General features: G+C 60.8%; 23 protein-coding genes and 1 pseudogene. 3 read left to right on the forward strand and 21 right to left on the reverse strand.

Features of this window, described 5'->3' with window-relative positions:
• Nucleotides 1-45 precede the first annotated feature (45 nt).
• From QZL67_RS00195 to QZL67_RS00220, 6 genes are all read right to left on the reverse strand, one after another.
• Nucleotides 46-534, reverse strand: a complete 489-nt coding sequence (locus QZL67_RS00195; protein WP_022288774.1) for a TRAP transporter small permease — start codon at nucleotides 532-534, stop codon at nucleotides 46-48.
• Between the two features lie 7 nt (nucleotides 535-541).
• Nucleotides 542-1,222: a cyclase family protein gene (locus QZL67_RS00200; protein WP_022288775.1), complete on the reverse strand. Its 681-nt coding sequence runs from the start codon at nucleotides 1,220-1,222 to the stop codon at nucleotides 542-544.
• A gap of 16 nt (nucleotides 1,223-1,238) precedes the next feature.
• Nucleotides 1,239-2,321 carry a DctP family TRAP transporter solute-binding subunit gene (locus QZL67_RS00205; protein ID WP_022288776.1) on the reverse strand — a complete coding sequence of 361 codons (1,083 nt, stop codon included), beginning with the start codon at nucleotides 2,319-2,321 and terminating at the stop codon, nucleotides 1,239-1,241.
• Nucleotides 2,322-2,372: 51 nt separating this feature from the next.
• Nucleotides 2,373-3,647 carry a TRAP transporter large permease gene (locus QZL67_RS00210; RefSeq protein WP_022288777.1) on the reverse strand — a complete coding sequence of 425 codons (1,275 nt, stop codon included), beginning with the start codon at nucleotides 3,645-3,647 and terminating at the stop codon, nucleotides 2,373-2,375.
• A 582-nt stretch (nucleotides 3,648-4,229) separates the two neighbouring features.
• Nucleotides 4,230-5,519, reverse strand: a complete 1,290-nt coding sequence (locus QZL67_RS00215) for a cytidylate kinase family protein (protein WP_022288778.1) — start codon at nucleotides 5,517-5,519, stop codon at nucleotides 4,230-4,232.
• 5 nt (nucleotides 5,520-5,524) lie between these two features.
• Complete coding sequence (locus tag QZL67_RS00220; protein WP_022288779.1) at nucleotides 5,525-5,950, reverse strand: MarR family winged helix-turn-helix transcriptional regulator; 426 nt, start codon at nucleotides 5,948-5,950, stop codon at nucleotides 5,525-5,527.
• Between the two features lie 302 nt (nucleotides 5,951-6,252).
• Here QZL67_RS00220 and QZL67_RS00225 point away from each other — a divergent pair, with 302 nt between their 5' ends.
• On the forward strand, nucleotides 6,253-6,672 hold the full coding sequence (locus tag QZL67_RS00225) for a MarR family winged helix-turn-helix transcriptional regulator (RefSeq protein WP_022288780.1): 420 nt from the start codon (nucleotides 6,253-6,255) through the stop codon (nucleotides 6,670-6,672).
• On the forward strand, nucleotides 6,665-8,032 hold the full coding sequence (locus tag QZL67_RS00230; protein ID WP_022288781.1) for an MATE family efflux transporter: 1,368 nt from the start codon (nucleotides 6,665-6,667) through the stop codon (nucleotides 8,030-8,032). Before QZL67_RS00225 ends, QZL67_RS00230 begins: the two co-directional genes overlap by 8 nt.
• A 146-nt stretch (nucleotides 8,033-8,178) precedes the next feature.
• On the opposite strand, the gene QZL67_RS00235 is transcribed toward QZL67_RS00230, so the two are convergent.
• From QZL67_RS00235 to QZL67_RS00250, 4 genes are all read right to left on the reverse strand, one after another.
• Complete coding sequence (locus QZL67_RS00235; protein ID WP_022288782.1) at nucleotides 8,179-8,742, reverse strand: aromatic acid exporter family protein; 564 nt, start codon at nucleotides 8,740-8,742, stop codon at nucleotides 8,179-8,181.
• Nucleotides 8,743-8,866: 124 nt separating this feature from the next.
• Nucleotides 8,867-9,535: a YoaK family protein gene (locus QZL67_RS00240; RefSeq protein WP_022288783.1), complete on the reverse strand. Its 669-nt coding sequence runs from the start codon at nucleotides 9,533-9,535 to the stop codon at nucleotides 8,867-8,869.
• A gap of 142 nt (nucleotides 9,536-9,677) precedes the next feature.
• Nucleotides 9,678-13,706, reverse strand: coding sequence for a carbamoyl-phosphate synthase large subunit (carB, locus tag QZL67_RS00245; protein WP_022288784.1), 4,029 nt, complete (start codon nucleotides 13,704-13,706; stop codon nucleotides 9,678-9,680).
• Nucleotides 13,706-14,770 carry a carbamoyl phosphate synthase small subunit gene (locus tag QZL67_RS00250; protein WP_022288785.1) on the reverse strand — a complete coding sequence of 355 codons (1,065 nt, stop codon included), beginning with the start codon at nucleotides 14,768-14,770 and terminating at the stop codon, nucleotides 13,706-13,708. Before QZL67_RS00250 ends, carB begins: the two co-directional genes overlap by 1 nt.
• A 318-nt stretch (nucleotides 14,771-15,088) precedes the next feature.
• Here QZL67_RS00250 and arcC point away from each other — a divergent pair, with 318 nt between their 5' ends.
• Complete coding sequence (arcC, locus tag QZL67_RS00255) at nucleotides 15,089-16,039, forward strand: carbamate kinase (protein WP_022288786.1); 951 nt, start codon at nucleotides 15,089-15,091, stop codon at nucleotides 16,037-16,039.
• A gap of 93 nt (nucleotides 16,040-16,132) precedes the next feature.
• Here arcC and lepA read toward each other — a convergent pair whose 3' ends face one another.
• The 11 genes and pseudogenes from lepA to QZL67_RS00310 all read right to left on the reverse strand — a co-directional run.
• Complete coding sequence (lepA, locus tag QZL67_RS00260; RefSeq protein WP_022288787.1) at nucleotides 16,133-17,938, reverse strand: translation elongation factor 4; 1,806 nt, start codon at nucleotides 17,936-17,938, stop codon at nucleotides 16,133-16,135.
• Nucleotides 17,939-18,071: 133 nt separating this feature from the next.
• Nucleotides 18,072-19,169, reverse strand: coding sequence for a hypothetical protein (locus QZL67_RS00265; protein WP_022288788.1), 1,098 nt, complete (start codon nucleotides 19,167-19,169; stop codon nucleotides 18,072-18,074).
• A gap of 10 nt (nucleotides 19,170-19,179) precedes the next feature.
• Nucleotides 19,180-20,610 (reverse strand): MBOAT family protein, encoded by a 1,431-nt coding sequence (locus QZL67_RS00270; protein WP_022288789.1) that lies wholly within the window; start codon nucleotides 20,608-20,610, stop codon nucleotides 19,180-19,182.
• Nucleotides 20,607-21,299, reverse strand: coding sequence for a helix-turn-helix domain-containing protein (locus QZL67_RS00275; RefSeq protein ID WP_022288790.1), 693 nt, complete (start codon nucleotides 21,297-21,299; stop codon nucleotides 20,607-20,609). Before QZL67_RS00275 ends, QZL67_RS00270 begins: the two co-directional genes overlap by 4 nt.
• 174 nt (nucleotides 21,300-21,473) lie before the next feature.
• On the reverse strand, nucleotides 21,474-22,352 hold the full coding sequence (locus QZL67_RS00280; RefSeq protein WP_022288791.1) for an HAD family hydrolase: 879 nt from the start codon (nucleotides 22,350-22,352) through the stop codon (nucleotides 21,474-21,476).
• Between the two features lie 54 nt (nucleotides 22,353-22,406).
• Nucleotides 22,407-23,123, reverse strand: coding sequence for a DivIVA domain-containing protein (locus tag QZL67_RS00285; RefSeq protein WP_022288792.1), 717 nt, complete (start codon nucleotides 23,121-23,123; stop codon nucleotides 22,407-22,409).
• Between the two features lie 18 nt (nucleotides 23,124-23,141).
• Complete coding sequence (locus tag QZL67_RS00290) at nucleotides 23,142-23,579, reverse strand: cell division protein SepF (RefSeq protein WP_022288793.1); 438 nt, start codon at nucleotides 23,577-23,579, stop codon at nucleotides 23,142-23,144.
• Between the two features lie 37 nt (nucleotides 23,580-23,616).
• Nucleotides 23,617-24,309: a YggS family pyridoxal phosphate-dependent enzyme gene (locus tag QZL67_RS00295; protein ID WP_022288794.1), complete on the reverse strand. Its 693-nt coding sequence runs from the start codon at nucleotides 24,307-24,309 to the stop codon at nucleotides 23,617-23,619.
• A 37-nt stretch (nucleotides 24,310-24,346) separates the two neighbouring features.
• Nucleotides 24,347-25,633 (reverse strand): HlyD family efflux transporter periplasmic adaptor subunit, encoded by a 1,287-nt coding sequence (locus QZL67_RS00300; protein WP_022288795.1) that lies wholly within the window; start codon nucleotides 25,631-25,633, stop codon nucleotides 24,347-24,349.
• Nucleotides 25,634-25,670: 37 nt separating this feature from the next.
• The gene (gene hfq, locus QZL67_RS00305; protein ID WP_022288796.1) at nucleotides 25,671-25,895 is read right to left on the reverse strand and encodes an RNA chaperone Hfq; all 225 of its coding nucleotides are present in this window, start codon (nucleotides 25,893-25,895) and stop codon (nucleotides 25,671-25,673) included.
• A gap of 67 nt (nucleotides 25,896-25,962) precedes the next feature.
• Nucleotides 25,963-26,474 (reverse strand): annotated as a pseudogene (locus tag QZL67_RS00310) (tRNA dimethylallyltransferase); the annotation flags it as partial.

Here is a 26,474-nt window from a genome sequence, read left to right on the forward strand (position 1 = left end):
GCCTTTGGTTTGCAGCGGCAGGGGCATTCCTGCCGCCGGACAGTCTTACTGCTTGCTGCCGGTAAAGAGCTTTGCGCACTCCACCAGCTTGATGACGGCAAACACGGCGATCATCGCCATACCCAGCAGCACACCGGTGTTGAGCACCCACAGGGGATACTTGAGCACCGTAGTGGCCTCGCCAGTGGTCATTTGGGTGTTGACAATGGTCAGCAGCTGAGCCACCAGCATCCCGGAGATGACCAGCGCCACAATGTACTGGATCACTTTGAATACCCCGTACTTCTTCATCTTCCCCTGCTCCTTGGCATTGTCCTCCAGCAGCGTCAGGGAAATCAGCTCATCCGACATAAATGCCAGGGCGGAGCAGACGAAAATGCTCCAGACAAACAGCAGTTTGAGCAGCTCGTCCACCCAGGGGGTGGAGATCAGCAGCACGTTTCTCGCCAGCACCGCATAGGTCTCCACCAGGATCATCACAACACCCACCAGGCCGAACAGCCATTCAACGGCAGAAATCATTTTCTTCTTCATATCGTCCTCACTCTTCCACCACGGCGATGACCCGGATCTGGCTGCCGTCGGCATGCTGCGTGTTCAGCGGGAGGGCAATCAGCTGGCAGGTATCCGCGCCGATCTCCCACAGATTGCTCATGTACTCGATCTGCAGGATCTTGCCCTGCTTGAGCACATGCTCGTGGACCGGCTGCTCCACCACTTCGCCGGGCTTGAGATTGCGCAGCAGACGGATGGCATAGTCCTGCGCGAAGTCATACCCCACGACCTTGGGATGATAATTTTTGATCCAGATGGCAGCGTCCTCGGTGAGATACGGGGAGGAATCCCAGAACTCCGTGGTCTTCCAGTCCACCTTCCGGCCCCGGTCGGTGCGGATCAGGAGGCTGCCGAAATGGCGATCCTTGTAAGGCTCGTTGGCCTTCTCCAGCATCTCGGCGGTGATGGCCGCATTGTCCCCGCAGTCGGAGAAGTTCAAAACCAGGCAATCCGTAATGGCCCAGTCCTGAAGGGGATAGTCGTTCAGGCACTCCCCGTTGGGATCAAAATGCAGCGGCGCGTCGATGTGGGTGTACCAGTGGGATTCCAGGTTATAGGCCATGCACTGCCAGGGATCGTGGTTGGCATGGGTCTTTACCGGCGTGACATGAAAGCCATACCGCCAATGCTCTTCAATGGGCCAGGTCAAATCAACGATTCTTCTCATAAGACGCACTCCTCTCTCAGTCTCCCTGTGTTTGCTGCAGCAGATCCACCAGCTCGGTGCCGTACTGATCGGTAAAGATGGACCAAGTGGGCAGCGCCCGCTCCCGGAACGCCTCCTTGTCGGGGTTCATCTCGACCTCACAACCGTAGTCCAGCAGCGTCTGCAACGCCTCTGCCTGGGCCTCGTCCGTCAGCTCCAGCTGCTTTTCCCGGGCCACGTCGGCAGCCTCCTTGATCAGCGCCTGCTGGGACTCGGACATCCGGTCCCAGGTCTTCTTGCTCATGCCCATGTACAGCGGGGTGTACACCGCGTCGGTCATGGTCACATAGGGCTGGACCTCATAGAACTTCCGGGAGACGATCTCGTGCAGGGGGTTGTCCTGCGCACTGACCGTTCCCTGCTGCAGGGCGGTGTACAGCTCGGAGGCATCGATGCTGGTGGGCAGTGCGCCCATGGCCTCCCAGGTGGCCACCTGGACCTCAGCGGGAAGGGTACGCATCTTGATGCCCTTCATGTCGTCCGGGGTTTTGATCGGGCGGACGTTATTGGTCAGTTCCCGGAAGCCGTTTTCCCAGACGGACAGGCCCACGATGCCCTTGTCCTCAAACATCTTGTGGATCTCATCCGCCGCAGGGCCGGCAGCCGCCGTCCGCGCCGCTTCCAGATCGTCAAAGAGGAAGGGCAGCTGGAACACTTCTACCTCCGGCACCAGGCCGGAGAAGTAGGCCGTGCCTGCCACGCCGATGTCGATGGTGCCCTGCTGAAGGCCCTGCACCATGGAAGTGGCGTCGCCCAGCGCTGTGTCAAAAAAGGCCAGCGCCTCGATGGTTCCGTCGGAGTAGGTATTGATGTACTCGGCCATCACCTTCAGAGCACCGCCCACCGGCATGTTCTCAGGCAGGGAGCCGGCAAACAGGCTGATGGACATCTTCTCACCGGTGATCTCGCCGGAAGCCACCGGACCGGGATCAGGCACTTCCACCGTCTCATTGAGTTCGGTCTTACCGCCGCTGCCGCCGTCCCGGATATCACAGCAGGCCGTCATGGTCAACAGCATGGCCAGGGCCATGCCGAATGCCAAAACCTTCTTTTTCATCATATGTTTTCTCCTCATGCGTTCAAATTGCTCGTATTCCGTTGGTCCGCCACATTACAGCACGTTGGGAAGGAACGTGATGATCTCGGGTACCAGGATCACGATCACCGTGCCGACAAAAATGGCCAGCAGAGGAATGGGCAGATGGGGAATAATTTTATGCACCGGCTGTCCGCCCACGCTGGAAGCCACATACAGGTTGATGCCAACCGGAGGCGTTGCCAGGCCAATGCACAGCACGATGACCATCACCACGCCAAAATAGATCATGTTGATGCCGTATGCGTCCGCGGTGGGGCAGAAAATGGGGGCGAAGATCAGCAGAGCGGGCACCGCATCAATGAAGCAGCCGGCCACCAGCAAAATCACGCACACCGCAAAGACGAACACCAGCGGATTGGTGATGGAGGAGGTAAAGGTCTGGGCCATCTTCTGGGGAATGCCCGCCCGGGTAATCACCCAGCCGAAGGCCTGGGTGGCTGCCACAATGAGCATGATGCCCGCCGCGCTCTTCACGCCGCCGTAGACGATCTTGCAGATGTCCTTGATCTTGATTTCCTTGTAGATGAACACGCCCACGATCAGGCAGTAGAAGCAGCAAAGTGCGGAGGCCTCGGTGGGGGTCACCAGGCCGGAGTAGATGCCGCCCAGGATGATGATGGGGGCCAGCAGCGCCCAGAAGGCATGGCAGAAGGACTTGGCCACCTCAACCAGGTGGAACCGGCCGCTGCCCCGGTATCCCTTGCGGATGCACTGGATCACCACTACCACGATCAGCACCAGGCCCAGGAACAGGCCCGGCAGCAGACCGGCCAGCAGCATATCGCCCACCGACGTACCGGCGGCCACCGCGTAGAGAACCATCAGGATGCTGGGGGGAATGATGGGGCCAAACACGCCGCCCACCGTCTGAACAGCGCTGGCAAAACCGGGGTCATATCCCTCTTCTTCCATGGAGGGGATCATGATGCCGCCCACGGCAGCGGTGGTGGCGGCGCCGGCGCCGGTCATAGCGGCGAAGATCATACTGGCCACCACGTCAACCACTGCCAGGCCGCCGGGCATCCAGCCCACCAGCTTCTTGGCGAAGTCCACGATTCTGCGGGAAATGCCGCCGCTTTGCATCAAGCAGCCGGCAATCACGAAAAAGGGAATGGCCATCAGGGTAAAAGAGTCCACACCCTTGAGCATCTGCTGTCCAATGATAATCAGGGGGATATCCGTATAGAGTACCAGATACAAAATTGCGGATGCGCACAGCGCAATGGCAATGGGAATCCCCAGGAACAGCAGGACGAAGAAAGCAATAATCAGTACTGCCAGATCCATTTTCTCACCTCTCAAATTTCTTCTTTTATCTGTGATTTTATCTGTGGGGCCGGTTGAATGTCCAGCCGTTTGTTCCGGGGGATGCAACCCCGTCACAGGCACCCGCTTCACCTCCATCTGCAATTATCCTTGGTTTCCTCACAGCTGCCAGCGGCACTGCGCAGGATATAAACACAAGCCAGGTTATAATGCAATTTTCGTGCCAGTTCCGCTATCTCTCCTCATTTTCCACAGATCTTTCAAATATTGGACTGCTTTTCTGTGCTTTTTCACATGGCAAAACTGTGAATTTTTTTGTCAACTTGTAAATTTCTGTACAGTTATGTTTCACAGGAGAAACTTTGCGCATCAAATTTGAAACTTATATGTTTCAGATTTGTTCAACATCCTCGCATTCGGTCGTTTCTGCCGCATTTTTGCTTCTCTGTATAAGGAATTCTATCCCATCCCCTTTAATCTTGGCTGCATCAAAGCTGGAAACAGGAGGACCCCCGGCGTTTTATAAAAACACCGGGGGTCCTATTCCGTCAGCGGCCCGAAAAACGGCCGTGGCAGTTTTATATTTCCGCACAGCGCGGAGCGTCAGGCCTTTGCCTTCTCCGTGCGGTTTTTCAGCGCCTGCAGCGCCCCCAGAATCGTCTGGAGCGCATAGTCATCGCCCAGAGTGGTATCCACCGCGATGTGGAAATTCTTGGCCAGCCCCCACACCTGGCGGGTATAGTACTGATAATTGGTGGCCCGGCGGTGATCCCCCTGGGTCATGTGCGTACGGGCAGTGGCCTCATTGACGCCTTCGATCTCCATGATCCGGCGAATGCGGGTCTCCTCGTCCGCATGGAGCCACACCCGCAGGCAGTGCGGGTCCTTGCGCAGCAGCCAGTCGGCGCAGCGGCCCACCAGCACGCAGTTGCCCTTCTGCGCCAGTTCCAGGATCGTCTTTTTCTCCGCTTCAAATACCGCATCCTTCGGAGACTCCTGCTCCGGCGCATAGGCATACATCTGATTAACCAGATCGTACAGAAGGCTGCTGCGCATGCTCTCCTCCTGCCGACTGACAAACTGGGGGCTGTACCCGGTGGTGCCCGCCGCCATCTGCAAAATCTCGTCGTCATAAAAGGCGTAGTTGAGCTGCTGGGCCAGCCGCTTTCCGATGATACGGCCGCCGGCGCCGTACTGCCGGCCGATGGCGATGACGTAACCGCCCGGCACCTCCGGTGATTCTTGCTGCTTGGCAGCAGCTCCGAAGAGCACCTGGGGCATAAAATACAGCACCCTGCCAAAAAGACGGGCGATAAAGCCCACCAGCAGCGCAGCGATGAGCGTTCCCTCCCGCACGCCGGAAAGATGCCCCGCCAGCAGGAAGGAAAGGACCACCGCGATCACCGTCATGGAGACGTCAAAGCAGACCTTGGTGGTGCCGAAGTCTGTTTTCCAGGTCATGACAATGGACCGTACAAAGGACTCGCCCGGCAGCATGGCCACGTCACCCAGCACTTCCAAATACACGCCGAAGGCCAGTACCACGCAGCCGATGAGCAGATCCGCCACCTTCACCGGATAGGCCTGGGGATTCACAAACGTCAAAAGTCCCATGGTCATGTCGATGAAATAGCCGAATGCCACCGAAATGGGGATCTGCAGCAGATGCTCCAGCTTAAAGTTTTTCCGCAGAATCAGCAACTGCAGCAAAATCAGCAGCAGACTGAACGCAATGGTAAACTGTCCCAGCGTCAGCGGGAAATTCAGGCTGAGCACATAGGGGATCGCTGAAATGGGAGACGTACCCAGATCCGCCTTTGTGATCAGGCTTACCCCCAAAGAGCTGATGAACAGTCCCACCAAAAATACCAAATACCGTTTTGCCTTCTCCATCTTCTCTATCCATTCCTCTCCGCGAGATTGTGATACACCAGATCCAGCACCGCGAGAAATGCCTCCCGCCGCGCCGGGGATATCCCTGTAAACGCCTCCGTCTCCAGCTGCTCGAACGCCTGCGTCACCTGTCCGGCCAGTTCTGCCCCCTGGGGAGTCAGAAAAATGTAAAAGGTCCGGCGGTTCCCATGCAGAGTCCGGCGCTGAATCAGCTCCTTTTCCTCCATGCGGTTGAGCACCGAGGTCAGTGTGGCTGCCTCAATGTGGCAGGCCCGGGCAATCTCGATCTGACTGGCCCCGTCGTGTCCGGCCAGATACTCCAGCACTTTGGGCTGTCCGATGGTCAGCCCGGTGTCCCGGAGCTTTGCCAGCAGCCGCTTATGCAGGACGGACTGGCTGGCCATGAGCAGATAATGAAAGGATTCTTCCATCCGTTGGTCTCCTTCCTGCTTTTTCCATTAGAAAACTAATTATTATAATTCTAACTTTATTACTATACCTGTTTGCCGCCGCTTTTGTCAAGAGGCTTCTGCCCTCAGCGGACCACTCCCTACCTCTTCCCTCCGCCATACAGGCCCGCAGCTGCGCAGCCCTGTCTTTCCGTGCAAAACGGCACAGATTCTTACTCAAATGGGAGTTTCTTCCCGGATTTTGTCACTTTTGTGTATGGACAAGCCATTTGTTTTGTTGTAAACTTCAACAGTTGACTTTTACAACAGACAGGAGGGCTTTTATGCCGGATCGCGTTGAGCTTTTTCGCCGCATTGAGCGGCAGCATATCCGGGATCAGCTGAGTGTCCTGGGCCTCCAGAGTGTGGACGGCCTAGTGGTCCGGCTGCTGAGCCGGGAGGGGCAGCTGCGGCAGGAGGACATCGTGTTGCGGCTGGTGCTGGACAAGGGGTCCGTGGCCCGGCTGGAGGAAAGCGGCCTGGCGGTACGCCAGGTCAGCAACCAGTGCCGCCGGGAAAAGCTGGTGTCGCTGTCACCGGCGGGAGAGAAAATGGCGGAACAGATCCAGGTCATTCTGGATGACTGGCGCCGAATCTGCCTGCAGGGCTTTACGCCGGAGGAACGGGTCCAGTACGAGACCTTCCTCACGCGGATTATGGAAAATGTAAAGGAATTTAAGGAAGGAGAAAACACCAATGGTTAAAAACCTGACAGAAGGACAGCCCCTGCGGCTGCTGTTCTTCTTCTCCCTGCCCATGGTGGCGGGAAACCTCTTTCAGCAGCTCTATAACATGGTGGACACCGCTGTGGTGGGCAAATTCGTAGGCGAGGACGCGGTGGCCGCTGTCGGCTCCTCCTTCCCCATCGTCTTCTTGTCCGTGGCAGTGGCTGCCGGCCTCTCCATGGGCTGCAACGTGGTGGTCTCCCAGCTCTTCGGGGCCGGGCGCATCCACGAAATGAAGTCCACCATCTCTACCGCCATCATCTCTCTGAGCGTCCTAGGACTGATCCTGATGGCACTGGGCACCGTTTTTGCCGGGCCGCTGCTGCAGCTGCTGGGCACGGACCCGGACATCATGGCCGACTCCCAGACTTATCTGCGAATCTACTTCGGCGGCGCGGTCTTTCTCTTCCTCTACAACACCCTGAACGGTATTTACAATGCCCAGGGTGACAGCAAAACGCCGCTGATCTTTTTGATGATCTCCAGCCTCACCAACATCGTACTGGATCTGCTGTTCGTCATCCGGTTTCACATGGGTGTGGCCGGCGTCGCCTGGGCCACGCTGATTGCCCAGGGCATCTGCGCCGTGGCGTCGCTGGTGGTGCTCTTCTTCCGGATGAAACGCCTGCCTTGCGAGGCGGGCAAGGAGGGCCAAAAGATCCCCATCTTCCACAAGGTGGCCGTCAAGCGCATCGCCCAGATCGGCCTGCCCTCCATGCTGCAGCAGTCCCTGGTCTCTCTTTCCATGATGATGATGCAGGGCCTGGTCAACTCCTATGGCAAGGTCCTGGTGGCCGGCTACACTGCCGCCACCAAGATCGATACCCTGGCCATGCTGCCCAACATGAACTTCTCCAACGCCATGTCCAGCTACACCGCTCAGAACATCGGCGCCGGCCGGTACGACCGGGTCAAGCAGGGCCTGAAGGCCAGCCTTTTGATGGTGGTGGTCTTTTCTCTGCTCATCACCGTCATCATCTTCCTCTTCGGCGACCAGCTGCTCTCGTTGTTCCTGGACCCCGGTGACACCTCCGGCGCTCTGGGATACGGTCTGGCGTATATGCACACCGTCTCCCTGTTCTACATTCTGATGGGTCTGCTGTTCGTCTCCAACGGCATGCTCCGGGGCTCCGGCGACATGGGCGCCTTCACCTTCAGCTCCATGGCCAACCTCTTCTCCCGGGTGGCGGTGGCCTATGCTCTGGCCCGTTTGACGCCCCTGGGTGCCAACGCCATCTGGTGGTCCATCCCCGCCGGCTGGGCCATCGGCGCTGTGGTATCCCTGCTGCGGGTCAAAAGCGGCAAGTGGATGCGGGCTGCCGTGGGCGACCGCATTTGAATCTCTCTCCCCCCTTTTGATAAAAGAGACGGCGATTGGAATTCCAATCGCCGTCTCTTTTGTTTTCTTTTCCATTCGAAGGCTGGTAAGTCCCTCTTTTCTGCTTTCTCTATTCCACTGCCGAAAAATCGGAGCGCAGAGGCGCTTCACTCTTCCGGCACAGTTTTCTCCACTTCTTGGGTGGAGAACTTCCGCCAGAAAAAGAGCCATTGGGGCAGATGGTCCCGGGGGATGAGCGCATTGATCAGCAGCGCCACCAGCACCCCCACTGCCGTGTCCACGATCCGGTTGACGGCATAGCTGATATAACTCTCCACCGGGGTGTTGAACAGCAGAATACAAAGCACCACACCGCCGGGCTGGACACCGCCCACCCAGAAGATCTGGCACAGGACGATCAGCAGTACCGTACCCACAAATACCAATGGCACCAGCAGCAGGGAATATCCCCCGTTTGGATGGACCAGCAGGTAAATCCGGAAGAGTGCCATGCCCAAAAGGCCGCCGATCACCGTTCCGAAGAGGCGGTTTCCCCCGTTGCGCCGGGAGTCCTCCATATCGGCGCCCATGCCGAAAATCGCCCCGATGCAGGCAAAAGCAGGACTGCGGTCCAGAAAGTAGTAGGCCAGCGCACACAAAGCGGCAGCCAGCGCAGTTTTCAAATTGCGCATTCCCACTGTGGGAAGGCGGTACTTGCCGTTGAAACTCATATTCTGTTCTCCTATTTCAGGAATTTATGGGGCAGAGGATTCCTCCGGGAACCGCGCAGATTCCCTGTTTTCTGCCCGGGAATTCGCGGTGAGGTCCTATGCGCAGGAAAAAACAGCCGGGAACTTACTCCAACTCCCGGATTCCGAACATCCACAAAAAGGCCACACCCTGGAAGACCGCCGCCGTCAGCACTGCCCCCTGGGGGAACCGGGGAGACAGCACGCCTCCCAGTGCCGCGCCCAGCAGGAAGCAGGCAATGATGGCAAAATAGCAGCCGCTCTTGGCCGTCAGAGCCATGTCCCGGTCCACCACACCGTGGAAGAGGGCATCCATGCCGCTGCGCAGGTTTCCCGTGCACATGGTGGAGGCAAAGGGATAGCCCCGGACCTTGCGGAACGTCTCTACCTGCAATGCACAGACAAAGGACACCCCCACATTGACCAGACTGTCCCACTTCCCCACCGGTGCCAGCGCCGCAGCGATTAAAACCGCCATCTCCACCAGCAGCACCGTATGACGCCAGTGAAACCGCCCGGCGTGACGGCTGTTCCGACGCACTATTTCCGCCACCAGCACACCCAAGGCAAAGGCCAGAATGGGCATCAGGTAATGAACTGCCTTACCCCAGTTGCCCTCCGCCAGCCGAACCGCCAGCAGCACCATATTGCCTGTCTGGGCGTTGGCAAATACCTGCCCCCGGCAAAGATAGGTGTAGGCGTCCAGAAATCCGCCGGCCAACGCCAGAACGGCGGCGGCCCGGAAGGACTCGGAGCGCTGATAATCGTGCTTCATTTGCTTCATCCCCTCTTGGATCTGCGCGGCCTTCGGCCGCAAATGTTCAGTTTACGCACGGAAACGGAGCGGAGAATCCTCCGCTCCGTTTTCCCATAAAATCCGGATGTGTCTTTCGGGTATCCGTGTCCGGACAGGTGTCTTAGTATTCCGCCTGGCCCCTGTAGACCAGCTTGGCGTCTCCGGTAAGGGTGACCTTCTCGTCGGTGTAGTTCACCACCAGATCTCCGCCCCGGACCTTGACGGTGACGTCGCTGCCCTTGGCGCAGTGGCCATTGGCCACTGCGGCCACCACCGCCGCACAGGCGCCGGAACCGCAGGCCAGCGTCTCGCCGCTGCCCCGCTCCCAAACCCGCATCTTGATGGTGTTCTTGTTCACCACGCGGATAAACTCCGTATTGATACGGTCAGGGAAATACGCGGCGTGCTCGAACAGGGGGCCCACATGTTCCACGTCCACGCCGTCCACCCGGGGGCAGAACACCACGCAGTGGGGGTTACCCATGTCCACGCAGGTGATGGCGTACTCCTTGCCGCCGATGGTGACGGGATAGTCCACGATCTCCTTTTCCGGCAGGTCCAGCTGCAGGGCCGTGGTATCCAGCGTGGCATAGCCCATATCCACAGTGGCGGAGGTCACTTTGCCGTCGGTGGTGTAGACCTCCACGGTCTTGACGCCGGTGTCCGTCTCGATGGTCATGGCGTCCTTGCGGACGATGTTGTTATCATAGAGATACTTGGCCATGCACCGCAGGGCGTTGCCTGCCATGGCGCCCCGGGAACCGTCGGCGTTGTACATGATCATCTTGGCGTCGGCCTTGCGGGAGCGCTCCATCAGCACGATGCCGTCGGCGCCCACGCCGTAATGACGGTCGCAGAAGGTGACGCACAAGGACTCGGGGCAGGTGATCTCACCGTTGAAGTTTTCCAGGAAGATGTAATCGTTGCCGCAGGTCTGCATCTTGGCGAAGGGCAGCTTCTGCCGCTCTGTCCGCAGGTGGCAGATGTCGATGAGTTCCGTGTTGGTCTGGTTATACCGGGAGGCCAGAATATCGGTGAGGGCGTTTGCGGTGTCCAGAGAGGTCAGACACGGGATACCCAGCTGGACGCAGCGGTGGTTGAGGTGGATGAAGTCCCGGATGTACTGGGGCTCCGTGGAACCGGTGAGGATCACGTAGTCGATGTCTCCGTTCTCCAGCAGCTGGAAGACCCGGTTGTCCTTGCCCAGCTTGCCCACGATCTCCACACTGGTGCCCAGCTGCATGATCTCCCGGGCGGTGCCGTCGGTGGCGTAGAGCTTGTAGCCCATGTCGTCCAGCTTCCGGGCGATGCCCACGATCTCCGGCTGGTCCCGGCGGTTGACGGAAATCAGGATGCCGCCCCGGGTGGGCTTTTCCACCTTGTATCCGGCGGAGACCAGGCCCTTGAAGAGGGCCTCCTGCATGTTCTTGCCCAGGCCCAGCACCTCGCCGGTGGACTTCATCTCCGGGGAGAGGGAGGCGTTGGCGTCGGTGATCTTCTCGAAGGAGAACACGGGCACCTTCACGGCCACATACGGCGGCTGGCGGTAGAGGCCGGTGCCGTAGCCCAGGGACTTGAGGCTCTGGCCCACCATGACCCGGGTGGCCAGGTCCACCATGGGAACGCCGGTGACCTTGGAGATGTAGGGCACCGTACGGCTGGCCCGGGGGTTCACCTCAATGACATACAGCTCACCCTGGTAGATGAGGTACTGGATGTTGATGAGGCCCCGGGTGCCCAGGGAGAGTGCCAGCTTCTCCGAGCAGTCGATGATGGTCTTGAGCATCTTGTCGCCGATGGAGAAGGGCGGGTAGACGGCGATGGAGTCGCCGGAGTGGACACCGGTGCGCTCGATGTGCTGCATGACTCCGGGAATCAGCACGTCGGTGCCGTCGGAGATGACATCCACCTCCAGCTCCTTGCCCATGAGGTACTGGTCCACCAGTACCGGGTTTTCGATCTTGCCGGAGAGGATGATCTCCATGTAGCGGCGGACCTCTTCGTCATTGTGGGCGATGACCATGTTCTGGCCGCCGATGACGTAGCTGGGACGCAGCAGCACGGGATAACCCAGCTCGTGGGCGGTGTTCAATGCCTCGTCCATGCCCAAAACGCCTCGACCAGCAGCCCGCTTGATGGAGAAGCGCTCCAGCAGCTCGTCAAACCGCTCCCGGTCCTCTGCCATGTCGATGGACTCGGCGGAAGTACCCATGATGCGTACGCCGTGGCTGTCCAGGAACTTGGTGAGCTTGATGGCCGTCTGGCCGCCGAAAGCCACCACCACGCCGATGGGCTTTTCCACAGCCACGATATGCATCACGTCCTCGGGGCACAGCGGCTCGAAGTACAGCCGGTCGGCGGTGTCGTAGTCGGTGGAGACGGTCTCGGGGTTGTTGTTGACGATGACCACGTCATAACCCAGTTCCTTCAACGTCCAGACGCAGTGGACGGAGGAATAGTCGAACTCGATGCCCTGGCCGATGCGGATGGGGCCGGAGCCCAGCACCATGATGACCGGACGGCCGGACCTGGGGAAGAACCGGGCCTCGCACACGGAGTCATAGGAGGAGTAGAAGTAGGGCGTCTCGGCGTCGAACTCAGCGCCGCAGGTATCCACCATTTTGTACACGGCGTCCCGGTGCTCCGGCAGCTTGCCGCCGCTGAGGCGGCCAAGCGCTTCGTCGGTGTAGCCCATGCGCTTGCCGCGGAGGTACTGCTCCTCGGTCAGGTCCCCGGAGAGGGCGGCCTCGAAGTCCGCCAGCTTCTTGATCTTGGAGAGGAACCACAGGTCGATTCTGGTGATCTCGTGGATCTCCTCCAGGCTGACACCGGACTTGATGGCCTCGAACACGGTGAAGAGCCGGTGATCGTCTACCCGCTTCAGACGCTCCCGGATGGGGGCGGTATCGTCGGGGTCGGGCTTGCGGTTGAGGGTGTCCATGCCGATCTCCGCGCCCCGAACGGCCTTCATGAGAGCCATCTCAAAGCTGGGGGCAATGGCCATGACCTCGCCGGTGGCCTTCATCTGGGTGCCCAGGGTCCGGGAGGCGTCGGCAAACTTGTCGAAGGGCCACTTGGGCATCTTCACCACGATATAGTCCAGCGTAGGCTCAAAGCAGGCGCAGGTCTTGCCGGTGATGTCGTTTTTGATCTCGTCCAGGGTGTAGCCCAGGGCGATCTTGGTGGTGATTTTGGCGATGGGGTAGCCGGTAGCCTTGGAGGCCAAGGCAGAGGAGCGGCTGACACGGGGGTTGACCTCGATGACGGCGTACTCGAAGGTGTCCGGGTTCAGCGCCAGCTGGCAATTGCACCCGCCCACGATGCCAAGGTGGGTGATGATGTCCAGAGACGCCTTGCGCAGCATCTGGAACTCCTTGTCCGCCAGGGTCTGGGTGGGGGCCACCACGATGGAGTCGCCGGTGTGAACGCCCACGGGGTCCAGGTTCTCCATGGAGCAGACGGCGATCACGTTGCCCACGCTGTCCCGCATGGTCTCAAACTCGATCTCCTTCCAGCCGAAGATGGCCTTCTCCACCAGGATCTGGGTGATGGGAGAGGCATCCAGGCCGGTGCCGGCGATCACCCGCAGCTCATCGGCGTTCTTGGCCGCGCCGCCGCCGGCGCCGCCCAGGGTGAAGGCGGGACGGACGATGACGGGGTAGCCGATCCGGTCGGCCACCGCCAGGGCGCCCTCCACTGTCTCGGCGATGTCGGAGGCAATCACCGGCTGGCCGATCTCCGCCATGGCTTCCTTAAAGAGCTCCCGGTCCTCCGCCCGGGAGATGGCGGCAGCGTCGGTGCCCAGCAGGCGGACGCCCTGCTCCTTCAAAAATCCCTCTTTATCCAGCTGCATGGCAAGGGTCAGGCCCGTCTGGCCGCCCAGGCCCGCCAGGATGGAGTCCGGCTTTTCCTTTTCAATGATGCGCTTGACAGTCTCCACCGTCAGCGGCTCCAGGTAGATCTCGTCCGCCATAGCCTGATCGGTCATGATGGTGGCGGGGTTGGAGTTGCACAAAACCACTTCCACCCCGGCGTCCTTCAAGACGCGGCAGGCCTGGGCGCCGGCGTAGTCAAACTCCGCCGCCTGGCCGATGACGATAGGTCCGGAACCGATCACCAGAACCTTTTTGATACTTTTATCCAACGGCATTACGCGCGGCCCCCTTTCATCATTTCCACAAACCGGTCAAAGAGAAATCCCGTGTCCTTGGGCCCGGTACAGGCCTCGGGATGGAACTGGACGGTGAAGGCCAAAAGGCCCGGATAGTCGATGCCCTCGCAGGTGCCGTCGTTGGCGTTGACGAAGCTGACGGTGCCCTCCCGGATGCTCTCGCCGTCCACGGCGTATCCGTGGTTCTGGCTGGTAATGTAGGTGCGGACCCCGTTTACCTCCCTCACCGGCTGGTTGACCCCCCGGTGTCCGTACTTGAGCTTGTAGGTCTTGCCGCCGGCGGCCAGAGCCGTCAGCTGATGCCCAAGGCAGATGCCGAAAAGCGGCGCCTTGCCCAGGAGCTTTTGGATCTGTGCGATCTGGTAGACGTTCTCCGCCGGGTCTCCGGGACCGTTGGAGAGCATGATGCCGTCGGGATGGGCCTCCAGCACCTCCTCCGCGGAGACGGTGGCCGGCAGCACCGTCACGGTGCAACCCCGCTTCTGCAGCTCCCGGGTGATGTTGCGCTTGGCACCGTAGTCGATGAGGCTCACCCGCAGGCGCTCCTCCCCCTCCGCCGGGTATACCGTGGACTGGGCGCAGGTAACCGCCTCCACCACGCCGGTGACGGCATAGGTCTTCACCGGCGTCAGATCTGCCGGCACCTCGTCGCAGATGGTGGCGTTCATGACGCCGTGCTCCCGGATGATCCGGGTCAGCTCCCGGGTATCCACGCCCCAGAGACCGGGGACCCCCTGCTCTTTCAAATAGGTATCCAGGTCGCAGTCGCAGCGGAAGTTGGAGGGGGTATCACACCACTCCCGGACCACATACCCCTTGACGCAGCACGCGCCCTCAAAATCCTCCCGGATGATCCCGTAGTTGCCGATGAGGGGATAGGTCTGCAATACGATCTGTCCGGCATAGCTGGGGTCTGTCAGTGTCTCGATGTAGCCGCACATACCGGTGGTGAACACCAACTCACCCACCGTGTCCCCTTCCGCGCCGAAACGGACGCCCTCGAACACCTGGCCGTCCTGAAGCACCAAATATCCTTTTTTCATGATCTCCTCCCGCCTGTTGTCCTGTCAGGTCACAGTCCGACAAATTTACACGCATTTAGCATTTATTATGACGGTTTTTCCCAAAACAGTCAATTCCCTCCCCCCGATTCTGCGCAAAGTTTCCCATAGACTTTCTGACAAAATAGGTAGGACTTTTTGTGCATTTGTGCAAAGGCCGACCTTTTTTCACCGTGATTCCCCTCTTGGGTTCTAAAATACGGGCTTTTCGCCTGCTGCGGCGGCTGCCCGGCGCATAGCTCCGCGGAATCCGGGCACACTGACAGGCGAAAGATGTTCACCCGCCAAGGAGGAGTCAGTATGAATACCAATCCCAGAATCGTCATCGCCCTGGGCGGAAACGCCCTCCAGTCCAAAGGCAGCGAGCCCACCGCCGAGGCCCAGCTGGAAGTGGTGCGCCACACCTGCGAGCGCATCGCCGACATCAGCTGCGCCGGCTACGAGATGGCGGTGGTCCACGGCAACGGCCCCCAGGTGGGCCGCATCGTCCTGGCCAGCGAGACCGCCAAGGATGTGGTTCCCCCCATGCCCTTTGATGTCTGCGGCGCCATGAGCCAGGGGTATATTGGCTACCACATCCAGCAGTGTCTGCGCTATGCCCTGAATAAGCGCAACCGCAACGTGCCGGTGGTGACGCTGGCCACCCAGATGGTGGTGGAAAAGAGCGACCCGGCCTTCCAGAATCCCACCAAGCCCATCGGCGCCTTTTACTCTCAGGAGGAGGCCCGGCATCTGGAGCAGGAAAAGGGCTACGCCATGCGGGAGGACGCGGGCCGGGGCTGGCGCCGGGTGGTGGCCTCTCCCCTGCCCCGGCGGATTGTGGAGATCAGCGCGGTACAGAAACTCTGGGAGGACACCATCGTCATCACCTGCGGAGGCGGCGGCATCCCGGTGGTGGAAAATCCCGACGGCAGCCTCTCCGGCGTGGCCGCCGTCATCGACAAGGACTTCGCCGCGGAGCTGCTGGCGGAGGAGGTTCACGCGGATGTGCTGATGATCCTGACGGAGGTGGAACGGGTGGCCATCCGCTGGGGGAAGCCGGACCAGAAGGATCTGAGCCATCTGACCCTGTCGGAGGCGGCCCGCTACGTGGACGAGGGGCACTTCGGCGTAGGCAGCATGCTGCCCAAGGTGCAGGCGGCGATGAAGTTCGTCCGCACCCACCCCGACCGCAAGGCTATTATCACCAGCCTGGACAAGGCGCTGGATGCCCTGGAGGGCAAGACCGGCACCGTGGTGACCTTTGCATAAGCGAACCGTGAAAAAAGCGCGGCGTCCCGGGAAAATTTCCCGGGCGCCGCGCTTTTGCGTGCCGCTCTGTCAAATGCGCCCGGAGGGCAAAGCTCACTCGTCCAGCTTGAGTACCGCCAAAAATGCCTCCGTGGGGATCTGCACAGACCCCAGACTCCGCATCTTCTTTTTTCCCTCCTTCTGCTTTTCCAGCAGCTTCTTTTTCCGGGTGATATCGCCGCCGTAGCACTTGGCCAGCACGTCCTTGCGCATGGCCTTGACGGTCTCCCGGGCGATGACCCGGCCGCCGATGGCCGCCTGGACGGGGATCTCGAAGAGCTGGCGGGGGATATTCTCCTTGAGCTTTTCGCAAAGCCGCCGGGCCCGGGGGTAGGCCTTGTCCTTGTGGGCGATGAAGCTCAGGGCGTCCACGCCGTCGCCGTTGAGCAGCAGATCCACCTTCACCAGCTCGCTGGGCCGGTAGCCGGAGAGCTCATAGTCCAGGGACGCATAGCCCTTGGTATTGGCCTTCAGGGCATCGAAAAAGTCATAGATGATCTCGTTGAGGGGCATCTGGTAGTGAAGCTCCACCAGGTGAGTATCCAGATACTGCATGTCCTTGAATTCGCCCCGGCGGTCCTGGCACATGGGCATGATGTTGCCCACGTATTCGTTGGGGGCGATGATGTTCACCTTCACATAGGGCTCCTCCGCATGCTCGATGGATGCGGGGTCCGGGTAGTTGTGGGGGTTATCCACCGTGACCATGGTGCCGTCGGTCTTGTAGACGTGGTAGATGACGGAGGGCAGGGTCGTCACTAGGTCCGGGTCGAACTCCCGCTCCAGCCGCTCCTGAATGACCTCCATGTGGAGCATGCCCAAAAAGCCGCACCGGAAGCCAAAGCCCAGCGCCACGGAGGATTCCGGCTCGAAGGAGAGGGACGCGTCATTGAGCTGGAGCTTTTCCAGGGCGTCCCGCAGGTCCGGGTATTTGGAACCGTCCTCGGTGTAGATGCCGCAGTAGACCATGGGCTGTACGGGGCGGTAGCCGGGCAGGGCCTCTGCTGTGGGATTGGCCGCGTCGGTGACGGTATCGCCCACCCGGGTGTCCTTCACGTTTTTGATGCTGGCGGTGAAATAGCCCACCTCGCCGGCCTCCAGGGCCTCGCAGGGCTCCATACCCAGGGGCAGCAGGTGGCCGCACTCGATGACCTGGTACGTGGCGCCGGAGGCCATCATCTTCACCTGCTGGCCGGTGCGCAGCGTGCCCTCCATGATGCGGAAGTACACAATGACGCCCCGGTAGCTGTCGTACTGGCTGTCGAAGATCAACGCCTTCAGGGGAGCCTTCACATCCCCGGTGGGAGGCGGGACGTTCTTCACCACGTCCTCCAGCACCGCTTCGATGTTGATGCCCATTTTGGCGGAGATCTCCGGCGCGTCCATGGCGGGCAGGCCGATGATGTCCTCCACCTCGTGCTTGGCCTTCTCCGGGTCCGCAGCGGGCAAATCGATCTTGTTAAAGACCGGCAGAATCTCCAGATCATGCTCCATGGCAAGATAGGTGTTGGCCAGGGTCTGTGCTTCCACGCCCTGGGTGGAGTCCACCACCAGCACCGCGCCTTCACAGGCCGCCAGGGACCGGGAGACCTCGTAGTTGAAGTCCACGTGGCCCGGGGTGTCGATGAGGTTGAGCTCGTAGTCCTGCCCGTCCTGGGCGTGATAATTGAGCCGCACGGCCCGGGCCTTGATGGTGATGCCCCGCTCCCGCTCCAGGTCCATGTTGTCCAGGAGCTGGGCCTCCATCTCCCGGGCAGAGACGGCGTTGCACGCCTCCAGCAGCCGGTCCGCCAAGGTGGACTTGCCGTGGTCGATGTGGGCAATGATGGAAAAGTTGCGGATATTGGATTGCTTTGTCATTCTGTTAACCTCCGTTGGGCAGGTCCGCGCCGCTGCGCAGACACGCGTCCAAGTGTTTTGGCAAAGCCAAAACCTTGCGCAGGGCGGATGCGCTCCGCCCGGGGATTTCACTCATCCGGACCCCGCGCCGCACTCAGGTCTCCCAGGGCTTGGGAGCACTGACATGCGTGGTGTTCCACGCCTGCCAGAAGGCCGGGTCCCAGTATTGGTCATAGTTATAGTCTACCACAAACGCCTGCCAGTTGGCGAGAGTCTCCTGCCAATTTTCCGCGGTCAGGCGGTCTTCCCCGGCAGTCATCTTGTCCAGCACCCGCTGACAGACCCCGTTGGAGTGGTGGACATAGTCGCAGTAATTGTCCAGGTTCAGCACCAGTTCCTTGTCCAGCAGCGGGGCGTACAGCTGCACATTGTCATAGGCCAGCAGCGTCTCACAGGCGGTGCTCATGGCGGCAAACACCGCGTCCATCTCCCCCAGCCGCTCCGTCTTGTCCCAGAAGAGGATGCTGTACGGGGGGAAGAAAATGTCAAACTCCGTGTCCGGGTGGGCGCTGATCCAGTCCGTCACCACCCGGAGATTGGCCTTGGCGTTTTCCACATAGGGCTCCACCGGCTGGGTGGGCTGGACCTCCGGGCGGTCGTAGTTATCCAGCGCCGTCATGTGGTTCCACCAGATGTCGCCGTCCCAGGTAAAGCCCTCGTCCAGCGTCTCCCCGCTGCCCCAGCTGTTGCTGACCAGAACGAAGCCGCTGTAATAGAGGGTGTCCTTATTCAGGAGATATTGGGCATCGTCAAAGGGATTTTCGTTGTACAGGTAATCCGGCATGGCGGAGGTCACGCCGCTCTCGTCTCGGGTGAGGATATTCACATCCAGCCCGAACACCACCCGCTGGGGCGTCCGGCTGCGGAAGAGCACGTCCATCACCTTGTCGAACTCGCTGAGATACCCATCGGGAATGGTGATGCGCACCGCGGAGGTACCGAAGGCGTCCTCGATCTGACTGGCCCGATAGTTGGCCGCCATGGAGGTGCCCACCAGCACCGTGTCCGCCGGTACATTTTTCGCCAGGCCCGCCGCCTGGTAGCGCTCGCTGAAGAACACCGGCTCCCAGCGGTCCGGCATCCGATAGTATAAGCAGGGGTCCACAACATACACCACGGCGGCACACAGTGCCAGCAGCACCGCCACCGCCGCCACAAGGCCGCAGACCCAGCGTCGATATGCTTGTTTCATCCCGGCCTCCTCAGAAATTGGAATAGATGAAGGTGGTGATTCCGGTGAAAGAGAGAATCGACCACGCAAGTCCGATGGTCAGCACCGCGCCCCGCCAGAAGGTGGGCCGGAACCGGTCCATCTGGGTGATGGTGTTCCGGGGCCACAGAGCCGCCAGCAATCCGATGCCGTACAGGCCCACCACCCGGATGATATTCACCCAGTCGGCAGCGCCGGGAATCAGCAGCTCCACCGCGCCGATCTCCTTGGAGAAGAGGTCCGTCAGCAGCCAGTCCTCCGGCTTGGCAAGACCGCCGCTCACCGCGCGGCCCAGCAGCTCCAGTGCCCCGGAAAAATCCGGCGCCCGGAAAAACACCCAGGCCACGTTTACAAAGAGGAATGTCACGCCCCACCGCAGCCACCGGGGCAGCTTGTCCCGGCCGGGGCCCCAGAATCGCTCGATCACCTGGCCCAGGCCGTGGAGCAATCCCCAGACGATGAAGGTCCAGCCCGCGCCGTGCCAGAAGCCGCTGATGAGGTAAATGGCAAAAATATTGCAATATGTACGAGCCGTCCCCCTCCGGCTGCCGCCCAGCGGGAAGTACACGCACTCCCGCAGGAAGCTGGTGAGGGTGATGTGCCAGCGCTTCCAGAACTCTCCCACGGAGAGGCTGCGATAGGGGGAATCAAAGTTCACCGGCAGACGCAGTCCGAAAAGCCGGGCAAGGCCGGCGGCAATGTCGCAATAGCCGGAAAAGTCAAAGTACAGCTGCAGCGTATAGCCCAGGATCACCAGCCAGGCCGCCGGGGCGCTCAGGTCCTCCAGCTGTGCCCAGCCATTGTTCACCACCACGCCGAAGGGGTCCGCCAGCAGCACCTTCTTGATGGTGCCCACGGCGATGGCATACACGCCCGCCGCCGCATCCTCCCACGTCGGATGCAGGAAGCGGCCCTCCGTCAGCTGGGGGAAGAAATTCTCCGGCTTGAGAATGGGGCCGGAGGTGACGGAGGGGAAAAAGAAGTCGTAGAGCAGAAAGCTCCCGGTGCTCTCCGGGCGGAAGGCGCCGGTATAGACCTCCTTGATGCACCAGATCTGCTGGAAGGTGAAAAAGCTCAATCCCAGAGGCGCCCAGCCCAGGTCCACGGCGCCGCCGGTGAAAAAGCCGGTGTACTTGAAGATCAGCAGCACCGCGACGTGCCACACGATGGCCACCGCCGCCGCAGCCCGGCGCTGTTTCTCCGGTTTGCCGCCGGAGGTCAGATACCGCACCGCCGCCACAGTGACCGCGGCGCCTGCCAGCAGCACCGCAAGCGCCGCCCAGCCGCCGCCCAGCACATAGAACGCCAGGCAAAACAGCGTCAGCGCCGCCTGGCCCCACCGGAGGGTCCGCCGTCCCAGCGGCAGACACACCCCCAGGGTCACCGCCAAAAAGGCGAGGAAGGAAAGGGATTGAAAACTCATGCCTCACGCTCCGTCGTCAGGGCTGTCAGCCGGGCGTCCGCGGTGCTGAGCACCTGGGTCAGGCTCTGGCAGCGGCCGGGATAGGCCTCATTGAGCGCGTCGGGCGAGAGGTCCGGGAACTCCGCCTTTTTGGATGCCAGCGTCCGCAGGCTCCGGGCATAGCGGATCTCCGCCACCTTCATGTCCGCCTGGGCGGCGTCCATGGTGCAGGCGTTGGGGTCCAGGGCAAAGTAGGCCTCATTGGCGCCGGCGTGCCGGTAAAGATGGCGGTAGAGCTGGTAAACGGCACTGCCCAGATATGCGGCAGCGGCATTGATCGCGCCCTTGTCCCCCAGCTTGCCCAGAAGGCCGAAGAGCACGCCCATGGCGCCGGAGAGGAGCTTGCTCTGGAGGGTTGCCAGCACGCTGCCCTGGAGCACATTGCCCGGCTCGGCGGCGCTGAGCACCTCCTCAGAGGACAGCATGCTGCCGTCCCGGGACAGCGTGCGCCCCAGCATGAAGTCTGCGGAGACGTGATAATAGTCACAGGCCCGGACCACAAAGGCCAGGCCCGGTTCCCGGATTCCGTTTTCATAGTGGCTCAGCAGCGCCTGGGAAATCCCCAGGTCCCCCGCCGCCGTGCGCTGGGATACGCCCCGCTCCTGCCGCAGCAACGACAGTGTACGGGAAAATTCAGTGGTGGAAGCCATGTTTCTTCTCTCTCCTTTGGGTTCTCGTTTAAATACGCAGGGTATAGTTTAACAAAATAGCTACACGATGTAAAGGGGAAACCCCGTGATTTTTCTGTCTTTTTGTGGAAAAAAGGCAGAGCCCGAACGGCTCTGCCTTTGTACATGACTTCCAGCTCAATACGCTGCGGCCCCTCAGAAAAGCCCCACCTGATCCGGCAGCAGGTCGCCGCCGATGGAGCGCAGCTGCTCTGCGTTCTCCTCCGCCAGCCGGTCCGCGATGGCCATGCGGCGGATGATGTTTTTCACTGTGGTGTCCAGGGCGGTGCCCTCCCGGTAGTCCGCCGGGAAGATGAAGTCCACCCGACCCTTGGCCAGCAGGTCCTCCACGCCGGGGCGGTTGCTGGGCTGATAGACGGCGATGGCCTGGCCGCCGTAGGCCCGCATCATTTTCATGCAGGGCACGTCGGAGAGGCCGTCCCCCATGTAGATCATGTTCGTAAACGGCACCCGTTTGGAGTCGTCGGGCATGGAGTCGTTGAGGGTCTTGTCGTCGGACACGTCCAGCACCCCCTTATTGATGCGGTAGACGAACTGGGTCTTGGCGGTGAAGTTCACCGCCAGCTTGGGCCACACCGGCGTACCGGTCTCGTCATAGTAAAACTCACTGGCGTAGATCTCCTTGAACGCTTTGCTGATGGAGGAACCCTCAATGATCTCCCGCAGGCCGGAGGAGATGATGTAGTGCTCCACCCGGACCCCCTGGCTCTCGCCAAAGGCGTTGATACGGGAAAACCACTCCTGCACCCCGGGAAAGAGCACGATGCTGCGGCCCTTTTCCACTAGATCGTCCCGGGTGAAGGGCAGATTCTTTTTCCGCGCCTCCCGGATCATGGTGTACATGTAGGCAAGGATTCCGTCGATCCGGTTAGCCCGGCCAAAATCGTTGGCCTCCGCCCAGAATTCCGCCGGCGTCATTCCCAGAGAAGGGATGAAGGCATAGTCCTGCATATCCGTCGTGCAGAGGGTCTTATCAAAGTCGTACAAAAACGCAATGATGGGGGTTTTCTCCATAGGACGGCCTCCCTTTTTTGAAAAAAGCGGCTCCTATGAGCCGCTTTTTCTTGATTATTTTCCGTCGCTGGTGTAGTTGCGGCCGAATTTCAGGTCGCTGAGATTGATGCGGCGGGTGGGCTCGGAAACCGTCTCCTCCTGGCTGAAGGGGTCACCCTCCGGGTAATCCTGGGCAGGAGTGGCAGGCTGCTCCTCCGCGGCGGTCTCCTCCGCCTTCGTGGGCTGCTCCTGGGCGGCAGGCTCTTGGTCAAACGTGGAGAGGACCCGCTCTTCGATCTCCTCCTCCACGGCAGGCTCTGCCGGTGCGGTGGGCACGTCCACCTGCAGATCCGGCAAATGCTCCAAAAGCTCCAGCTCCTGCTGGCAGACCTGACGGCTGGCCGCGATGAACCGGGCCAGATCCAGCTGGCCCTGACGCAGCCGCGCCTCGGCCTCCTCCTGCTCCTGCTGGAGCTGCCCGATCCGGGCCTTGGCGTCCGCCTGGGCCTGGGAGAGGATCTCGTCCCGCTTGGCCTCCGCCTCGTGGACGATGGAGTCCGCCATCTTCTGAGCGGTGAGCAGTGTGGCCCGCATGGAGTCCTCCGTTGCCCGGTAGTCCTCCACCTTTTCCACCAGGACCTTCATCTTGGCCTTCAGCGCTGCGTTTTCCTTATAGAGGGCGGTATAGTCGTCCGTGAGCTCATCCAGGAACTCATCGACCATCGCCATGTTGTACCCACCCATGACCGCCTTGGCAAAGGCGTGGGTGGAAACTTCCTGCGGTGTCAGCATATCCCCTACTCCCCTCCGTTAAAAATACAGCCCGTTGTTCTCCAGCTCGTCGATCAGATCGCCTTCGATATCCACGTGGTAGGGCGTGATGATGTACGTATTGGCGGCCACCTTCTTGATCTTGCCCTCGCCCGCATAGGCGACGCCGGAGAGAAAGTCGATCAATCGCCGGGCGATGTCCTTGTTGGTGGACTCCAGGTTCAGCACCACTGTCCGCTTGTCCTTGAGATGGTCGGCAATCTCGGAGGCGTTTTCAAAGCGCTCCGGCTTTACCAGCACCACCTTCAGCTGCGTGGTGGCATGGATGTTGACCACTTTGTTGTGGCGCTCCTCCGCCTTGACCCGGCGGTCCTCAAAGGCGGGCTCCCGGCGGGCCGGCTCTTCAAAGTCGTCGTATTCCTCGTCCTCGTCCTCATAGGGGTGGGTCCACTTCTTCAACTCATCCAAAATGCTCATGGCAAAAACCTCCCATCGGAGCCCCGCTCCGCGTTTATCAGGTGTAGTTCCGGGCGCCAAAAATGGCCGTGCCCACCCGGACCATGGTGGCGCCGGCGCGGATGGCATCCTCATAATCGCCGCTCATTCCCATGGACAGATACTTCAATTCATTATGGAACAATTTTGTATTCATGTCAACATAAAGTGCCTGCACTTCCTGAAAATACCGCAGATTTTCCTCCCGATCGGCGTCCGCAGGGGGGATGGTCATCAGGCCCTGCACCCGGACATGGGTCCGGGCGGCGGCCGCCTCTGCTCCGGCCAAGACCTCCTCCGGGGCAAAGCCGCTCTTTGCCTCTTCCCGGCCGATGTTCACTTCCAGCAAGATGTCCTGCACCAGATCCCGGGCTGCGGCTACCCGTTCGATCTCATCGAGAAGCTCCAGGGAACCCACCGACTGGATCAGGTCCACATGGCCCACCACCTTGTTCACCTTGTTGCGCTGCAGGTGGCCGATGAAGTGCAGCGGCGCGCCGTCGTAGGCGTGTTCCGCCAGCTTGGCCGTCATCTCCTGCACCCGGTTTTCTCCCAGGGCGTCGATGCCGGCGGCGATGGCCTCCCGGCAGGCGGCGGCGTCATTCATCTTGCTGGCGCCCACCAGTGTGATCTCCGCCGGGTCCCGGCCCGCCTCCCGGGCGGCTGCGGCGATGTTGGCCCGCACCCGGGCGATATTTTCTGCGATGGACATGAGATCTCCCTCTTTCTTCCGCAATTTTGATGTCTCTTTATTCATAGATCTGCCGGTTGAGCACCTTGCCGTCGTACAGGTCGTCCGCTGCGATGATGATCTCATCCCCGGCCCGCAGGCGCAGCGTCTCCTGGCTGGCAGAGGCACTCTCCGCCAGGGTGGAGGCCACCAGGACGAAGTCGTCCCCGCTGTAGAGCACTTCCACCGGCTTGAAGCGGGCCTCGGCACCCACCATGCAGTACACGCCGGTCATGGCCGTAGAGGTGCGCTCACCGGTCTCCTCGTCCACACTCACCTTCTCGGTCCGGATGGCCTCCTTGGGAATCCGGATTCCCTCGGCGATGCGCCGGATGATCTGGGCGCTCTGCTGACGCAGCAGCGTCAGCTGGGGCAGATAGGTGGTGCCCCGGAACACCACGACCACCTGCCCGTTTTCCTCCGCGCTGACGGAATCCACCGTCACCGGCAGGTCCTGGTCCGTGCTCTTGGCAAAGCGGAGCGTGACACTGCCCTCCTCCGCCAGCTCCTGGGCCTGGTCCGCGTCCATGATGACCGCATAGTACCAGGTATCCCCCAGCACCAGCTTTCCCACCTGGGAGTGGACGCTCTCATCCGGCTGGACGGCCTTAAGCTGGGACGGGGTCAGGGTGGAGATGTTCTCCGGCGTCAGCACGGTCTCATAGCCGTCCACCACGGCGGAATAGAGCCCCGCCTGAGGAGCGGTGATCCGCCGGATGGAGGACGCCGCCTGGGACTGGAGCGTCTTGAGCTCCGTCTGCAGCGAGGAGATCTGAGCCGTCAGGTCCTCGGTGTCGGCGTCGGTGTAGTCCCGCTTGAGTACCAGGCTCCGCAGATCCTTTCCGTACTCCTCCGCCCGATCCAGACGGTCCTCCGCCAGGGCCGTCCGCAGGTCCACGATCCCCTGGAGGATCTGGCTGTCCAGCTTCAGGGACACCTCCGTTCCCAGCGCCGCAGACTGGGCATACTCCAGCTGCTCGATCCGGTCCCGCAGATTGTTCATCTGGCTTTGCAGCTGGATGGAGGACTCGTCGGCGTACACCAGCGCCACCGTGCCGCCGTCGCTGACCCGCTCCCCTTCCGCGCGCTGGAGCTGCAGCGACCCGCTGCTCTCGTCCGGAAGCACCGATTCCTCCCGGACCACATAGCCGGAGACGTCAACGGACTCCTCCACCTGGTCCTCATAGGCAAGACTCGTCATCAGCGGATCGTCCAGATACCGGAGTCCCTGGACGCCAAAATAGACCAGTACCGCCAGCGTCACCGCCGCCAGCAGTAACTTTGTTCCCAGTGTGCTGTTTTTCATGGTATCCCTTTCCTGCTGCCTCACCAGCCGGAAGTGCTCACTCCTCCGACAGGTCCACCGGCCTCAGCGGCGCAATGGTGGAAATGGCGTGCTTATATATGATCTGCTGCCGACCCTCGCTGTCCAGCACCACCACAAAGGCATCAAACCCCGTGATGACGCCCCGCATCTGAAAGCCGTTCATCAAGAACATGGTCACCGGCATCTTTTCCCGCCGTGCCCTGAGTAAAAACAAATCCTGTAAATTCGCCTTGGTCTGCATGCTTCGTCCGCTCCTTTATCTGTTTCAATCGGTCGGACGATTTCCCAGCATTTTCCGTCCGCCAGGCTTAGGATACGCCTGCGGCGGACAGAATTTCCGTCGAAATTTGCAGGGCCCGGGCAAAATCCCGCTCTTTTCCCCACCAGATCCAGTGGATCTCCGGATTGCGCCGCAGCCACGTCAGCTGCCGCTTGGCATACTGCCGGGAGCGGAGCTTCACCTCCGCCACGGCCTGGTCCACAGTGGCACTGCCCTCCGCCACGCCCAGAAACTCCTTGTAGCCGATGGCCTGAAGGGCGGTGGCGTCCCGGGGCAGCCCGCTTTTGAGTAGGCCCATGACTTCCTCCAGCAGCCCCGCCTCCACCATGGCGTCCACCCGGCGGTCGATCAGGGCCTTCATCTCCGCCCGGTCCTCAAACTGCAGTCCGATCCACACGGCGTCATACCGGGGCGGCAGGGCCGCCGTCTCCCGGTTATGCTCCGTGATGGTCTTTCCGGTCTCCCGGTAGACCTCCAGCGCCCGGAGGATTCGCTTTTCATCCGCCGGATGGAGCCGCTGGGCGGCCTCCGGGTCCACCT

The sequence above is a fragment of the Oscillibacter sp. CAG:155 genome (assembly GCA_000436875.1).
GTDB lineage: Bacteria > Bacillota > Clostridia > Oscillospirales > Oscillospiraceae > Oscillibacter.

What these genes read in the sequence shown, in the direction of transcription:
- QZL67_RS00195 (WP_022288774.1), bottom strand. Translation starts at nt 534, where the DNA reads ATGAAGAAGAAAATGATTTCTGCCGTTGAATGGCTGTTCGGCCTGGTG.
- QZL67_RS00200 (WP_022288775.1), bottom strand. Translation starts at nt 1,222, where the DNA reads ATGAGAAGAATCGTTGATTTGACCTGGCCCATTGAAGAGCATTGGCGG.
- QZL67_RS00205 (WP_022288776.1), bottom strand. Translation starts at nt 2,321, where the DNA reads ATGATGAAAAAGAAGGTTTTGGCATTCGGCATGGCCCTGGCCATGCTG.
- QZL67_RS00210 (WP_022288777.1), bottom strand. Translation starts at nt 3,647, where the DNA reads ATGGATCTGGCAGTACTGATTATTGCTTTCTTCGTCCTGCTGTTCCTG.
- QZL67_RS00215 (WP_022288778.1), bottom strand. Translation starts at nt 5,519, where the DNA reads ATGGAGAAGGCAAAACGGTATTTGGTATTTTTGGTGGGACTGTTCATC.
- QZL67_RS00220 (WP_022288779.1), bottom strand. Translation starts at nt 5,950, where the DNA reads ATGGAAGAATCCTTTCATTATCTGCTCATGGCCAGCCAGTCCGTCCTG.
- QZL67_RS00225 (WP_022288780.1), top strand. Translation starts at nt 6,253, where the DNA reads ATGCCGGATCGCGTTGAGCTTTTTCGCCGCATTGAGCGGCAGCATATC.
- QZL67_RS00230 (WP_022288781.1), top strand. Translation starts at nt 6,665, where the DNA reads ATGGTTAAAAACCTGACAGAAGGACAGCCCCTGCGGCTGCTGTTCTTC.
- QZL67_RS00235 (WP_022288782.1), bottom strand. Translation starts at nt 8,742, where the DNA reads ATGAGTTTCAACGGCAAGTACCGCCTTCCCACAGTGGGAATGCGCAAT.
- QZL67_RS00240 (WP_022288783.1), bottom strand. Translation starts at nt 9,535, where the DNA reads ATGAAGCACGATTATCAGCGCTCCGAGTCCTTCCGGGCCGCCGCCGTT.
- carB (WP_022288784.1), bottom strand. Translation starts at nt 13,706, where the DNA reads ATGCCGTTGGATAAAAGTATCAAAAAGGTTCTGGTGATCGGTTCCGGA.
- QZL67_RS00250 (WP_022288785.1), bottom strand. Translation starts at nt 14,770, where the DNA reads ATGAAAAAAGGATATTTGGTGCTTCAGGACGGCCAGGTGTTCGAGGGC.
- arcC (WP_022288786.1), top strand. Translation starts at nt 15,089, where the DNA reads ATGAATACCAATCCCAGAATCGTCATCGCCCTGGGCGGAAACGCCCTC.
- lepA (WP_022288787.1), bottom strand. Translation starts at nt 17,938, where the DNA reads ATGACAAAGCAATCCAATATCCGCAACTTTTCCATCATTGCCCACATC.
- QZL67_RS00265 (WP_022288788.1), bottom strand. Translation starts at nt 19,169, where the DNA reads ATGAAACAAGCATATCGACGCTGGGTCTGCGGCCTTGTGGCGGCGGTG.
- QZL67_RS00270 (WP_022288789.1), bottom strand. Translation starts at nt 20,610, where the DNA reads ATGAGTTTTCAATCCCTTTCCTTCCTCGCCTTTTTGGCGGTGACCCTG.
- QZL67_RS00275 (WP_022288790.1), bottom strand. Translation starts at nt 21,299, where the DNA reads ATGGCTTCCACCACTGAATTTTCCCGTACACTGTCGTTGCTGCGGCAG.
- QZL67_RS00280 (WP_022288791.1), bottom strand. Translation starts at nt 22,352, where the DNA reads ATGGAGAAAACCCCCATCATTGCGTTTTTGTACGACTTTGATAAGACC.
- QZL67_RS00285 (WP_022288792.1), bottom strand. Translation starts at nt 23,123, where the DNA reads ATGCTGACACCGCAGGAAGTTTCCACCCACGCCTTTGCCAAGGCGGTC.
- QZL67_RS00290 (WP_022288793.1), bottom strand. Translation starts at nt 23,579, where the DNA reads ATGAGCATTTTGGATGAGTTGAAGAAGTGGACCCACCCCTATGAGGAC.
- QZL67_RS00295 (WP_022288794.1), bottom strand. Translation starts at nt 24,309, where the DNA reads ATGTCCATCGCAGAAAATATCGCCCGGGTGCGGGCCAACATCGCCGCA.
- QZL67_RS00300 (WP_022288795.1), bottom strand. Translation starts at nt 25,633, where the DNA reads ATGAAAAACAGCACACTGGGAACAAAGTTACTGCTGGCGGCGGTGACG.
- hfq (WP_022288796.1), bottom strand. Translation starts at nt 25,895, where the DNA reads ATGCAGACCAAGGCGAATTTACAGGATTTGTTTTTACTCAGGGCACGG.